The sequence below is a fragment of the Planotetraspora sp. GP83 genome (assembly GCF_041262585.1).
Taxonomy (GTDB): Bacteria; Actinomycetota; Actinomycetes; order Streptosporangiales; family Streptosporangiaceae; genus JAOEGB01.
The window spans coordinates 45917-58042 of sequence record NZ_JBGCBZ010000030.1 but is presented as its reverse complement, the minus strand read 5'-3'; the positions used below and the strand labels follow the sequence as shown (position 1 = coordinate 58042).

General features: G+C 70.1%; 15 protein-coding genes. 10 read left to right on the top strand and 5 right to left on the bottom strand.

The features are described from left to right. Positions 1 to 32 precede the first annotated feature (32 nt). Positions 33 to 617, bottom strand: a complete 585-nt coding sequence (locus ABH927_RS30640) for a DUF4232 domain-containing protein (protein WP_370027320.1) — start codon at positions 615 to 617, stop codon at positions 33 to 35. A gap of 384 nt (positions 618 to 1001) precedes the next feature. Here ABH927_RS30640 and rpsP point away from each other — a divergent pair, with 384 nt between their 5' ends. From rpsP to ABH927_RS30590, 10 genes are all read left to right on the top strand, one after another. Beyond that, positions 1002 to 1460, top strand: a complete 459-nt coding sequence (gene rpsP, locus ABH927_RS30635) for a 30S ribosomal protein S16 (RefSeq protein WP_370027318.1) — start codon at positions 1002 to 1004, stop codon at positions 1458 to 1460. A 1-nt stretch (position 1461) separates the two neighbouring features. Then, positions 1462 to 1704, top strand: coding sequence for an RNA-binding protein (locus ABH927_RS30630; RefSeq protein WP_370027316.1), 243 nt, complete (start codon positions 1462 to 1464; stop codon positions 1702 to 1704). A gap of 141 nt (positions 1705 to 1845) precedes the next feature. Then, positions 1846 to 2364, top strand: coding sequence for a ribosome maturation factor RimM (gene rimM / locus ABH927_RS30625; RefSeq protein ID WP_370027314.1), 519 nt, complete (start codon positions 1846 to 1848; stop codon positions 2362 to 2364). Positions 2365 to 2374: 10 nt separating this feature from the next. Then, complete coding sequence (gene trmD / locus ABH927_RS30620; protein WP_370027312.1) at positions 2375 to 3295, top strand: tRNA (guanosine(37)-N1)-methyltransferase TrmD; 921 nt, start codon at positions 2375 to 2377, stop codon at positions 3293 to 3295. A 168-nt stretch (positions 3296 to 3463) separates the two neighbouring features. Further along, a complete protein-coding gene (gene rplS / locus ABH927_RS30615; protein ID WP_261581774.1) occupies positions 3464 to 3829 on the top strand; it encodes a 50S ribosomal protein L19 in 366 nt (121 codons plus the stop codon). A 109-nt stretch (positions 3830 to 3938) separates the two neighbouring features. Beyond that, a complete protein-coding gene (lepB, locus tag ABH927_RS30610; protein WP_370027310.1) occupies positions 3939 to 4787 on the top strand; it encodes a signal peptidase I in 849 nt (282 codons plus the stop codon). A gap of 4 nt (positions 4788 to 4791) precedes the next feature. Beyond that, complete coding sequence (gene lepB / locus ABH927_RS30605; RefSeq protein WP_370027308.1) at positions 4792 to 5391, top strand: signal peptidase I; 600 nt, start codon at positions 4792 to 4794, stop codon at positions 5389 to 5391. Between the two features lie 78 nt (positions 5392 to 5469). Then, positions 5470 to 6195, top strand: a complete 726-nt coding sequence (locus ABH927_RS30600; RefSeq protein ID WP_370027306.1) for a ribonuclease HII — start codon at positions 5470 to 5472, stop codon at positions 6193 to 6195. Between the two features lie 39 nt (positions 6196 to 6234). Beyond that, the gene (locus ABH927_RS30595; protein WP_030511723.1) at positions 6235 to 6558 is read left to right on the top strand and encodes a DUF2469 domain-containing protein; all 324 of its coding nucleotides are present in this window, start codon (positions 6235 to 6237) and stop codon (positions 6556 to 6558) included. 136 nt (positions 6559 to 6694) lie between these two features. Next, the gene (locus ABH927_RS30590) at positions 6695 to 7573 is read left to right on the top strand and encodes a murein hydrolase activator EnvC (RefSeq protein WP_370027305.1); all 879 of its coding nucleotides are present in this window, start codon (positions 6695 to 6697) and stop codon (positions 7571 to 7573) included. Positions 7574 to 7674: 101 nt separating this feature from the next. Here the strand turns inward: ABH927_RS30590 and ABH927_RS30585 are convergent, their stop codons facing one another. From ABH927_RS30585 to ABH927_RS30570, 4 genes are all read right to left on the bottom strand, one after another. After that, the gene (locus ABH927_RS30585; protein WP_370027303.1) at positions 7675 to 8586 is read right to left on the bottom strand and encodes a tyrosine recombinase XerC; all 912 of its coding nucleotides are present in this window, start codon (positions 8584 to 8586) and stop codon (positions 7675 to 7677) included. Between the two features lie 270 nt (positions 8587 to 8856). Further along, the gene (gene dprA / locus ABH927_RS30580) at positions 8857 to 10050 is read right to left on the bottom strand and encodes a DNA-processing protein DprA (protein WP_370027301.1); all 1194 of its coding nucleotides are present in this window, start codon (positions 10048 to 10050) and stop codon (positions 8857 to 8859) included. 1 nt (position 10051) lies between these two features. Next, complete coding sequence (locus ABH927_RS30575; RefSeq protein ID WP_370027299.1) at positions 10052 to 11653, bottom strand: YifB family Mg chelatase-like AAA ATPase; 1602 nt, start codon at positions 11651 to 11653, stop codon at positions 10052 to 10054. A 1-nt stretch (position 11654) separates the two neighbouring features. Continuing rightward, positions 11655 to 12008: a YraN family protein gene (locus ABH927_RS30570; RefSeq protein WP_370027297.1), complete on the bottom strand. Its 354-nt coding sequence runs from the start codon at positions 12006 to 12008 to the stop codon at positions 11655 to 11657. Between the last annotated feature and the right edge of the window lie 118 nt (positions 12009 to 12126).

Sequence of the window (12126 nt, the reverse complement as noted above, 5' to 3'; positions counted from 1 at the left end):
TTAGAGCGTGTCGCCTGGCCGCCGGCCCCCCGTCACAGGCGGGTGCCCGGCGCCATCGGCGTGACGTCGAGCCTGCCGTGGTCACAGACCATGGCCGTGAACGGGATCTCCAGGTGCGCGACCTCGTCCGGCGGAATGATCATCAGTCGCTTCGCGGTCGGGCACCGGGTCTCGTCGCCGGTCTCCACCACGGTCCAGTGGACCCGCGCGTGGGCGCTGGCGCCGGGCTTCAGCGTGACGCGATGGGGCTGGACGCTTTCCCTGCGCGTCCTGGTGCGCAGCGCGTCGCCGTGGCCGTCGATCATGATCAGCCCGACGAAGCCGTAGACCCAGCAGGTCTTCGAGGATGTGTTCGTCAGGATCAGCGGCGCGTAGTGGTTTCCCGCCCCCGCGTCGCCCTCTCCGAACCGCGCCTTCAGAGCGGTTGTACGGCATCGCCCGGCCGGGGCCGTCCGGACCGTCGCGGAGCTCGCGACCTTGGTCGCGGACGTGCTGATGTCGCGGCTGGAGGTCGTGCTGGAGGGAGTGGGGGAGCCGCATGCCGTGGCGGCCAGTATCAGCCCGGCCGCGGCCGCCGAAGCGCCCACGCGGCGGGCCGTACGCTTGATTGGTTCCATGCCCCCTAAGACGCGCGGTCCCGCCGTTTTGTTCGGCGCACGTTCGGCACGTTTGTTCGGCGTACGTCCGGCGAGGAACTCGGACGGCGGGGCGCGGATGATCGGAACTGCGTCCGGTCCGGCGCCGCGGGTGCGTGCGGTGCTTCCGGCTGAGGGCGTGGACGCTTCGGCCGAGGGTGCCGATGTTGCGACATCGTCGCCGTTCCTAGGGGGTTGATTGGCCAAGCACCCGGAATCATCTGGCAGAATGTCAAGCTGGAACATCGTGGCCGCGGGTGCCCTCTCACCCCCGCCGGTCGCGCCTGTCCCTCGGGCGGGCTCCCATCGTGCCCCACTCGATGAGACACCGCTCACCCACGCTCTAATGCAGGAGAGACCACACCCGTGGCAGTCAAGATCAAGCTCAAGCGGCTCGGGATGATCCGCAACCCGCAGTACCGCATCGTCGTCGCCGACAGCCGCACCAAGCGTGACGGCCGGGCGATCGAGGAGATCGGTCTGTACCACCCGAAGGAGGACCCCTCGCGCATCGAGGTCGACTCCGAGCGGGCGCAGTACTGGCTGGGCGTCGGCGCGCAGCCGACCGACCCGGTCCTCAAGCTCTTCAAGCTGACCGGCGACTGGCAGAAGTTCAAGGGCGAGGCCGCTCCGGCTCCGCTCCTGGTCGCCGAGGCGAAGCCGGACCGGCACGCCGCCTACGAGGCCGCGGCCAAGGAGTCGCTGTCGGGTGACACCGGCGGCGCCGCCACCACGCAGAAGAAGGCCAGGAAGCCCGCCAAGGCCGAAGAGACCGCCGAGACCCCGGCCGCCGCCGCCGAGGAGAAGCCGGAAGGCGAGGCCTGAGGTGCTCGAGGAGGCCCTCGAGCACCTGGTTAAGGGCATCGTCGAGCATCCCGACGACGTCCAGGTCCGGGCTCGGCGCATCCGCACCGGGCGCGTTCTCGAGGTCCGGGTCCACCCCGAGGACCTCGGCAAGGTCATCGGTCGCGGGGGCCGTACGGCCAAGGCGTTGCGCACCGTCGTCAACGCCCTGTCCGACGGCAAGTACGTGCGGGTCGACCTGGTCGACCTGGATGAGGCCCGCTGAGCAGAACCGCATGTCCGGGGGACCCTCGTACGGGGGTCCCCCGGCTCGGTTTCCGGGGTCTCACAGTTTCGGCGGCGGTTCCGGCGGCGGTTCCGGCGGCGGTTCCGATGGCGGTTCAAGGGTCTGGAGGGAAGGCGAGAAGTGCAGCTAGTCGTGGGCAGGATCGGCCGACCGCACGGCGTGCGGGGTGAGGTCACCGTCGAGGTGCGCACCGACGACCCCGAGCTGCGCTTCGCCCCTGGTACGGCTCTCGCCACCGATCCCGCCAATGTCGGGCCGCTCACCATCGAGCGGGCCCGCTGGCACTCCGGCATCCTGCTGCTGACCCTGGCCGGCGTCCACGACAGGGACGCCGCCGAGGAGCTCCGCGGCACGATGCTGGTGGTCGACTCCGCCGAGATCCCGCCCTCCGACGATCCGGACGAGTTCCATGATCACCAGCTCATCGGCCTCGCCGTCGTGACGACGGAGGGGGAGAAGGTGGGAGAGGTCAGCGACGTCCTCCACCACGGCCAGGACCTCCTGGTAGTCAGCCGCTCGTCCCGGGACGACGTCTATGTCCCGTTCGTCAAGGCGCTGGTCCCCGAGATCGACCTCGGCAAGGGCGTCCTCGTCGTTGACGCCCCGCCTGGCCTGCTCGACCTCGATAGGGCCGAGTAGAGGGGGACGGATGCGCGTCGACATCATCTCGATCTTCCCGGAGTATTTCGCACCACTCGACGTCTCCCTGATGGGCAAGGCGCGTGAGCGTGGCATCCTCGACATCCGCCTCCACCAGCTCCGCGACTGGACCCGCGACGTCCACAAGACCGTGGACGACACGCCGTACGGCGGCGGCCCCGGGATGGTGATGAAACCGGAGATCTGGGGAGAGGCCATCGACTCCGTCGTCGCTCAGGGGCAGCGGGACCAGCAGGCTCACCAGGGTCATCAGGCTCACCAGGGCGGTGTGGAAGGCGGTATGCCGGCCGTACTGCCCCGGATGATCGTGCCCACGCCGAGTGGCCGGCCGTTCACGCAGGAAGTGGCCCTGGAGTACGCCAAGGAGCCGTGGCTTCTCTTCGCCCCCGCTCGCTACGAGGGGATCGACTCCCGCGTCATGGCCGAGTACGGCTCCCGCCTGCGGGTCGACGAGGTCAGCATCGGCGACTACGTCCTGGCGGGGGGAGAGGCGGCCGTCTTAGTGATCGTCGAGGCGGTCGGGAGGCTGCTGCCCGGGGTCCTCGGCAACGCGTGCTCGGTAGCCGACGACTCCTTCGCCCCCGGCGCGATGGCCAACCTGCTCGAAGGGCCCGTCTACACCAAGCCGCCCGTGTGGCGCGGCCACGAGGTGCCGGAGATCCTCCTGTCGGGCCACCACGGGAAGATCGCCCGCTGGCGGCGCGACGAGGCGCTGCGCCGTACGCTGGAGAAGAGGCCGGAGCTGGCCGCCAGGCTCGACGCCGGCAGCCTCGACGCGCTCGACCGGCGCGTACTTGAAGAGTTCGAGGGCCGGTCGTCCCGTGGCTCTTCCGGTGGCGCTTCCAGCGACCTGTCCGGTGGCGCTTCCAGCGACTCGTTTCGCGCCGGGCCGGAAGATGTGGCAAACTAAATCGCTGCTGCCGACTTTCGTTGTCGCGGCATGGCCGGGCGAGGTCCGGTCCCAGACGTAAAGTCAGACGTATCAAAAGCCAAGCGTGCGTGTCCCCCTCGTCGCCGAGCCCTCCGGGCCGGCCGGGTGGACCTCCGTGCGCGCTCATGTCAATGAGGAACCGCTGCCATGCACACGCAGATCCAGGAGCTCGAGAAGGCTGCCCTCCGCAGCGACGTACCGGCGTTCCGCCCGGGTGACACGCTGGAGGTCCACGTCCGCGTCGTCGAGGGCAACCGGTCCCGCATCCAGGTGTTCAAGGGCTTCGTCCTGCGCCGCCAGGGCGGTGGTGCCCGCGAGACGTTCACCGTCCGCAAGGTCAGCTACGGCGTGGGCGTCGAGCGGACCTTCCCGGTCCACAGCCCGGTGATCGAGAAGATCAACGTCCTGACCCGCGGTGACGTCCGCCGGGCGAAGCTGTACTACATGCGTGACCTGCGCGGCAAGGCCGCCCGCATCCGCGAGAAGCGTGAGGCGCTCCCGGCCTCCAAGTAGGCGATCGATGATCGTGGTCCGTGCCGTACGGTGCGGACCACTTTCTTTTGCCGCCGATGGCCGAGTCCACGACCATGACTGTCGTGGACATCATCTAGGCTCAGCAGCGATGGCTATTGAGGGACAGGGGTCCGGCGGGCGCCGCCCTGCCGAGGACGGGGTGGACGTGGTCGCGGAAGACACCCAGCAGGCCGCCAAAGGCGGCGGGGGGAAGAAGGGCTCCTTCTGGCGGGAGTTGCCCGTCCTGATCGTGGTCGCCGTCGTTCTGGCGCTGCTCATCAAGTCCTTCGTGGTCCAGGCGTTCTACATCCCGTCCGAGTCGATGGAGGACACGCTCCTCACGAACGACCGGGTCCTGGTCAACAAGCTCGTCTACCGGGTGCGCGACATCGAGCGCGGCGACATCGTCGTGTTCAGCGGCGTCGACTCCTGGGACCCCGAGGTCAAGCTCGAGGAGCCGTCGAATCCGATCGCCGCGTTCTTCCGCTGGGTCGGCACCGCGTTCGGGTTCGTCCCCGGCGAGAAGGACTACATCAAGCGGGTCATCGGCGTGCCCGGCGACAAGGTCAAGTGCTGCGACGCCAAGGGCCGGATCACGGTGAACGGCGTGCCGCTCGAGGAGAAGTCGTATCTCTACCCGGGTGACGTCCCGTCGTCGCGCGACTTCGAGGTCACCGTGCCGAAGGACCGGCTCTGGGTCATGGGCGACCACCGGTCGGTCTCGCTCGACTCCCGGTCCCACCAGGGTGATCCGGGCGGGGGCACCATCCCCGCCAACGAGGTGATCGGGCGGGCCTTCGTCATCGTCTGGCCGTTCAACCGGGCCAAGATCCTGCCGATCCCCGAGACGTTCGCCCAACCCGCCCTGCAGGCCGCGGCCGGGGCCGCCCCGGCGGTCCTCGGGCTGGCCGGAGCCGTCCCGCTCGTGGCGCTGCGCCGCCGTCTGGCCAGGCGGTAACGCGGTGGCCAAAACCGAAGACAAGGCATCCTCCGCCAAGAAACGCTCGAGCCTGCGTGAGACGCTCACGTTCACGCTGGGCGGGATCGCGGTGGCCCTGCTGGTGCACGCCTTCGTCCTGCAGTCGTTCTACATCCCGTCCGAGTCGATGGAGAACACGCTGCTGATCAACGACCGGGTCGTGGTGAACAAGCTCGCCTACCGGTTCGGCGACGTGAAGCGCGGCGACATCGTCGTCTTCAAGGGCTGGACCGGAGAGGACACGATCAAGCGGGTGATCGGCGTCGGCGGCGACGTCGTCAAGTGCTGCGACGCCAAGCGCCGGATCACGGTCAACGGGACGCCGCTCGACGAGGAGGGCAAGTACCTCTATCCCGGGGCATACCCTTCGGGCCGGCCGTTCGAGGTCAAGGTCCCCGCCGGGCGTCTCTGGCTCATGGGAGACCACCGGAACAACTCGCAGGACTCCCGGTATTTCATGGAGGACGGGCATTACGGCACGGTCTCGGAGGACGACGTGATCGGCCGGGCGTTCGCGCGCTACTGGCCCCTGTCACGCCTGTCCTTCCTGTCCCGGCCCGAGACTTTCTCGGCCGTCCACTGAGGCTGCCTGCGACGACGTCCTCCGGGTGCGCTCCTGCCGTACCGCGGGGGCTGAATGGGGCGTAATCTGCTTGTCGTCATGACAGCTCTGTATCGCCCGCGTCCCAGTGTCGTCCGCCGGGATTCTGGACTCTACGGTTACGAGCGAGCTCTCGCCCGGCGGGGGCTCACGCCGGTCGCCGGGGTGGACGAGGCCGGTCGCGGCGCCTGCGCCGGGCCGCTCGTCGTGGCCGCGGTGGTGCTGGGCCGGGAGATCGACGGGCTGAGCGACTCCAAGCTGCTGACCGAGGCCGTCCGCGAGCGCCTGTACGACCGGATAGTGGCCACGGCCAAGGCCGTCAGCGTCGTCGTGGTCCCGCCCCAGGACATCGACTCACGGGGCCTGCACAAGTGCAACGTCGCCGGGATGCGCCGCGCTGTGGCCGGCCTGGGGAGCGACCTCGGCTACATCCTGGTCGACGGGTTCCCCGTTCCGGGGCTCCCGGCGCCGTCGCTGGCGGTGTGGAAGGGCGACCAGGTCGCGGCCTGCATGGCGGCCGCCTCGATCGTCGCCAAGGTCACCAGGGACCGCATGATGCACAGCCTGGACGAGATCTACCCCCAGTACGGCTTCGCCGTACACAAGGGATACGTGACGCCCGGCCATCGGCGGGCTTTGGCGGTTCACGGACCGAGCCCGCATCATCGGTTCTCGTTCGTGACTGTGGCAAGAGTGACTCGTGGGATCGAGATCCGGCACGCGAGCCCGTGGACCGGGCAGGATGAGGACATGCGGGAGAATGAGGTAGGGGCCGGTGTCGTCTGAACGGGCGATCTCGACGGGGAGCGCAAGAGGAGGACCGGGATGAGCGCGGAAGATCTCGAAAAATACGAGACTGAGATGGAGCTGCAGCTCTACCGGGAGTACCGCGATGTGGTGGGGCTGTTCACCTACGTCGTCGAGACGGAGCGGCGCTTCTATCTCACCAACTCGGTGGATCTCGACGTCCGCACGGCCGAGAACGGCGACGTCTTCTTCGACGTGAAGATGCAGGACGCCTGGGTCTGGGACATGTACCGCCCGGCCAGGTTCGTCAAGAACGTGCGGGTCGTGACCTTCAAGGACGTCAACGTCGAAGAGCTGGCCAAGCCCGATCTGGAGATGCCCAAGGAAGGCTTCTCCAGCTAGGTTCTCCGCCCGGCCGCCCACCAGCGGCCGGGCCTTTTGGGCTCTGCGGGGGCTTTGCACGGGCGGCGTCTCGGCGTTATGCACAGAGCGGCGTTCGGCGGTCCTTGCTCGTGCGGGAAGTCGCAGTGTTGCTCCCGTGCGTTTTTTCGCCCGCGTGCTGCTTGTGCTGTGTCCGGTCGCGTCGCAGGTCCTTTGGCTGGTCGCGCCAGCGGTCGCCGAGCCGCGACCGTCGGTCTCGCCCCGGCCCTCCTCCGGCTGGCGCCTGCCGTTGGTGGGTCACCCAACATTGATCAGGCGCTTCGATCCTCCGGCGCAGCGATGGCTGGTCGGCCATCGCGGCGTCGATCTCGAGGCCAGGCCGGGCCAGGAGGTCCATGCCGTGGGTCCGGGGACGGTCGGACATGCCGGGCCGGTCGGCGGGAGGGGAGTCGTCACGATCGTCCACGCTGACGGCCTGCGGACGACCTACCTGCCGGTCCAGCCGTCGGTACGGCCCGGCGAGGCCGTCGCGGCGGGCGATGTGATCGGCGTGGTAGCCGGTTCCCCGGGGCACTGCATGGTCACGTGCCTTCACTGGGGCCTGTTGCGCGGGGACTCTTATCTCGACCCGCTGCTTCTGCTCGGCGTCGGTCAGGTGCGCCTGCTGCCGTTGTGGTCCCGTCCGGGGTCACCGCCCGTCGCCCACCCGCCGCGGCGGGGGGCGGGGCCGGGGGCGGGATCGGATGCTGGGTCGGACGGGCCAACGGTGACTGCGCCCGCCGCGCGGCCTGGGCTTCCGGCGGCGTCAGAGGCGTCAGAGGCGTCAGAGGCGTCAGAGGCGTCAAAGGCTGAGCATCCTCAAGGCAGGGACTCCACCGGGCCTCCTGCCTCTGCGCCTGCTGGGCGGCCTGAGCTCTCGGCGGTTCTCGTCAGCGCCGTCCTGGCCGGCCTGGGCACCACATCGGCGCTGTGGTTGCTGATGGCTCTCGGCTCCGCGAGGGCGGCGAGCCGGCGCATGATACGCAACAAGGGGTAGAAGCCAGGTGGCGGGCGGAGCGCGGCGTGTAGCTACCAGGCGCGAGCGCTTGGTCGGGCCGCATCCCCGGGCGTGGCTGGGAGCGGGGGTGATGGCTGGTGTCAGGCGCGAGGGTGGGCCTGGCGGTAGGCGGCGCGGAGTCGATCGATCGAGACGTGCGTGTAGATCTGGGTAGTGGCCAGAGATGCGTGGCCGAGGAGCTCTTGGACGCTGCGCAGGTCGGCTCCGCCCTCCAGCAAATGCGTCGCAGCGGTGTGGCGCAATCCGTGCGGGCCCATGTCGGGAGCCTCGGCCTCCGCCAGGCGGGCGTGCACGACCCGCCGTACGGTCCCCTGATCGACCCGGCCGCCACGCACCCCGAGGAACAGCGCCGGGCCTGTTCCCTCGCGGATCCACAGCGGCCTGCCACGCACGCACCAGGCGTCGAGGGCGTGGAGCGCGGGCAGCCCGAAGGGCACGGTGCGCTCCTTGCGTCCTTTGCCCATCACCCTCACGGTGTTGCGGTCACGATCGACGTCGTCCACGTCCAGCCCGCAGAGCTCGCTCACGCGCATTCCGGTCGCGTACAGCAACTCCATGATCGCCCGATCCCGCAGGTCCCGGGGGTCGCCGGAGCCGTCCAGGTCGAGCACGGCCTGCGCCTCTGCCTGGTCCAGAACCACGGGAAGAGCGCGGCTCGACCTGGCCGTGCCAAGGAGCAGGCCCGGATCGGTCGCGAGCAGGCCGCGCCGATGGCAGAAGGCCGTGAATACCCGGGCACAGGCCGTTCGCCGCGCGAGCGTCGCCCGCGAGCGCCCGGCCTGATGCTGTTCCCCGAGCCAATCACGCAGGACGGTGATGTCGAGGGCGTCGAGGCTGTCATGACCGGCGGCTTCGAGGTGCGCCAGCAGCGAGGTGATGTCACCCAGGTACGCCCGGACGGTGTGCGGCGACAGATCTCGTTCCAGGCGGAGATGTCGCTCGAATGCCGCCAGGACGGTGTCGTTCACGCCGGAGACCATGCCGTCGGTCATGGCCGCCATGCTATCCACCCCCACTGCGGCGGCCCCGGCCCCAGAAGTAGCCCCGAACCCCGTCGCCGTGATCATGCAGGGTTTCCCGGGAAGCTCGGGGACGTGCGGTTCTCGGATGGTGATCATGCATGGATTCGCCGTACGCGGTCTGATCAGTGCCGACACCGTTTGTGATCATGCGGTGTCTGTCTGTCGGGTGCACCCGCGTCATGCATGATCACGCTGTACGAAGCGCCCGGTAGGACGGTGCGTGCGGGAACATGTGCATGATCACGTGGCAAGGGCGGGGCGGAGTCGCCAGCCGCGGGCGACGGGCTCTACGAAACCGGCCGCCGTGAGACTGCCAAGGCAGCTCAGCGCCGTTGTCATGTCCACACCCGCAGCCACGGCGATGGTGGCCGGCCCGGCGCCGCCACGTGCGGGTACCGCTTCCAGGACTCGTCTCGTCTCATCGTCCAGGCCGTCGCGTGGCCGGACCGGTCCTCGCCGCTCGGGTGCCAGGTCCGCGCCGATCGAGCCGACCAGCTCGATCACCTCCTCGACGGAGGTCACGCAGACCGCCTTTCCCTGACGGATCAGCACGTGGCAGCCCTCGGAGTTCTCGCTGGTGATCGGCCCCGGCACGGCCATGAGCTGCCGGTTGAGGGTGGACGCGTGCGTGGCGGTGTTGAGCGCTCCGCTGCGCACGGCGGCCTGCACGACGACCGTGCCCCGCGACAGCGCCGCGATGACCCGGTTCCTGACCAGGAACCGCGGCCGCGTGGGATGGACGCCGGGAGGCCACTCGCTGATCACCACGCCCTGCGAGCGGACCGCGCGGAACAGGTCCTCGTGGGCGCGGGGATAGCAGACATCCGTTCCGCAGGCGAGCACGACGACCGTGGGGGAGCCGCCCGCGAGCGCCCCGCGATGGGCGGCGCCATCGATCCCGTAGGCTCCGCCGCTGATCACCGACCACCCTTCGTCGGCGAGCCTTGAGCCGAACTCGGCCGCCACCGTGACCCCGTAGGGGGTTGCCGCCCTCGACCCGACGATCGCGACCGAGCGCAGGCAGGTGAAGCGCAGGTTGGCCTCGCCGTCCAGCCAGAGCCCGTAGGGCCGGTAGTCGCCGAGGTCGTCGAGCTGGGTCGGCCATTCCGGATCACCGGGAATGATCAGCCGTGCTCCGCGTCGCCGCCCCTGGGCCAGGTCGGCGGCCGGGTCGGCCTGGCGGGCCGCCCAGCCGGCCACCAGCTGTTCGAGGTTGAGCCGTCGCCGGGAGGCCTCGGCGAGCTCTGTCTCCCTCCTGGCGAACTCCGGCTCCAGCGTTCCCCGCCGAGCCTGGTCAAGCGCGCTCCGCGGGCCGTACCAGGCGATCAGCCGGCCCATCACGGGGTCGCCGGCCTCGGCGATCCGCATGAGCGCGACCCTGGCCAGCCGATCGTCTTCCAGCGGCTGCCCGCCGCAGTCGAGCGACATCGACATGTCACTCCACCCCCAACCACATCGCCAGTGCCGCGGACGTCTCGGGCTCGCCCGGCCTGTCCTTGCCGCTCAGATCCGAAAGGGTCCAGGCCACGCGCAGAACGCGGTCGAGTCCGCGCGCGCTCAGCGTGCCCAGGTCGAGCCCCCGGTGCAGCGGCGCAAGGGCGCCGGCGGACAGCCGGAAGTCGTTGTGCAGGGCCGCCGAGGCCACTTCGGCGTTGCTGCGCCAGGGCATGCCCGCGAGGCGCTTGGCGGCCCGCTCACGCGCGAGGTGCACCCTCTCGGCCACGACCTGGCTGGGCTCGGTGAAATGCCGGTCCGCCAGCAGCTCGGCCCGGGTCGCGCGGCCGATCCTGACCTTCACGTCGATCCGGTCGAGCAAGGGACCCGACAACCGCGCCAGGTAACGACGGCGGGCGGTCGGCGTGCACCGGCAGGGATGCCCCGGCGTGCCGGAATTGCCGCACGGACAGGGATTGGCCGCCAGCACCAGAGTGAACCGCGCGGGGAAGGTGATCGTGCCCATCGCGCGGGCGATCGTGACCTCCCCGGATTCGAGCGGCTGCCGGAGTGAGTCCAGCACCCTGGTCTGGAATTCGGGGGCCTCGTCGAGGAAGAGCACGCCCCGGTGGGAGAGCGACACGGCACCCGGACGGATGAGCCCGCCGCTTCCGCCCCCGACGACGGCGGCCACGGTCGCGGTGTGGTGAGGCGCTGTGAAAGGGGGCCGGGTGAGCAGTGGCCGGCCGGTCGGGAGCGTCCCCGCCACCGAGTGGATCGCGGTGACCTCCAGCGCCTGATCAGGCTCCAGAGGAGGCAGCAGCGTCGGCAGCCGCTCGGCGAGCATGGTCTTGCCGGTGCCCGGGGGGCCGAGCATCCACAGGTTGTGCCCTCCCGCGGCGCACACCTCCAGTGCCTTGCGGCCCACCGGCTGGCCGATGACATCCCGCATGTCCGGCTCACGCCTGCCGTACGGCCCGCCGGAGGGCGGCTCGCCCGCTCCGAGGTGGGTTCCGCCCGGCCCGGTGGCGGGTGCGTCGTCCGGATTGAGTGAGGCGACGTCGGCGACGACGGGGAGGCGGTGAAGGTCGCCGGAGCGCAGCCATTCGACCAGTTCGCCCAGGCTGACGACCGGGACCACGGTGAGCCCCGGTACGAGGGCCGCCTCGGCCGCGTTGAGCGACGGCACCACGATGGTGCGCGCGCCGGCCTCCGCCGCCGCGAGCGCCGCGGGCAGCACACCCCGGACCGGCCGGACCCGGCCGTCCAGCCCCAGCTCGCCGAGGAACACCGGCTCGGCGACCCGCTGGACCGGGACCGCCCCCGCGGCCGCCAGCACGGCGATCGCGATGGCGAGGTCGAAGATCGACCCGCGTTTGGGCAGGCTCGCCGGAAACAGGCTGACCGTGACGCGGGCGTCCGGCCAGTCGAACCGGCTGTTGATCAGCGCTGACCGGACGCGTCCGCGGGCCTCGCTGATGGCCATGTCGAGCAGTCCGATGAAATGCGTGCCGACCATCCCGGGCCCCACGTCGGCCTCGACCTCGACGATGTGCCCGTTCACGCCGACCAGGGCCACGCATCGCGTCCGCGCCACGGCCATGTCAGATCACCCCCCGCTCATGGCGGATGGCGAAGTCGCCGGCGAACCGCTCCAGCGCGATGACATCGACCCGGATCGTGTCGAAGCTCTCCGGCCGCGCCGCCAGCCAGCGGCCCGCCAGCGAGCGCAGTCTGAGCAGTTTGTCGCGGGTCACCGCCTCGAACGCCGTCCCGTGGCTCCGGCCCGAGCGGGTCTTGACCTCCACGACAACGAGGGCGTGGCCGTCACGCGCCACGATGTCGATCTCACCTTCGGGACAGCGCCAGTTGCGATCGAGGATGCGCAGACCGAGGGCATCCAGATAGTCGGCGGCGAGCTGCTCGCCGTGCCTGCCCAGCTGATCTTTCGCGGCCATGAAACCACCTCCGGCCGCCGAGGTTCGTCGAGAAGGCCCCATCCCCGGACACCCGAACCGGTTTCTGTGGATAAGCCGGTGGATTGTGGATCGCTACTGTGGACGAGCCGGCCGAAGG

Excerpts from the sequence above, each read along its gene's own strand:
- ABH927_RS30640 (WP_370027320.1), bottom strand. The coding sequence starts at position 617 with ATGGAACCAATCAAGCGTACGGCCCGCCGCGTGGGCGCTTCGGCGGCC.
- trmD (WP_370027312.1), top strand. The coding sequence starts at position 2,375 with ATGCGCGTCGACATCATCTCGATCTTCCCGGAGTATTTCGCACCACTC.
- rplS (WP_261581774.1), top strand. The coding sequence starts at position 3,464 with ATGCACACGCAGATCCAGGAGCTCGAGAAGGCTGCCCTCCGCAGCGAC.
- lepB (WP_370027310.1), top strand. The coding sequence starts at position 3,939 with ATGGCTATTGAGGGACAGGGGTCCGGCGGGCGCCGCCCTGCCGAGGAC.
- ABH927_RS30600 (WP_370027306.1), top strand. The coding sequence starts at position 5,470 with ATGACAGCTCTGTATCGCCCGCGTCCCAGTGTCGTCCGCCGGGATTCT.
- ABH927_RS30595 (WP_030511723.1), top strand. The coding sequence starts at position 6,235 with ATGAGCGCGGAAGATCTCGAAAAATACGAGACTGAGATGGAGCTGCAG.
- ABH927_RS30585 (WP_370027303.1), bottom strand. The coding sequence starts at position 8,586 with ATGACCGACGGCATGGTCTCCGGCGTGAACGACACCGTCCTGGCGGCA.
- dprA (WP_370027301.1), bottom strand. The coding sequence starts at position 10,050 with ATGTCGATGTCGCTCGACTGCGGCGGGCAGCCGCTGGAAGACGATCGG.
- ABH927_RS30575 (WP_370027299.1), bottom strand. The coding sequence starts at position 11,653 with ATGGCCGTGGCGCGGACGCGATGCGTGGCCCTGGTCGGCGTGAACGGG.
- ABH927_RS30570 (WP_370027297.1), bottom strand. The coding sequence starts at position 12,008 with ATGGCCGCGAAAGATCAGCTGGGCAGGCACGGCGAGCAGCTCGCCGCC.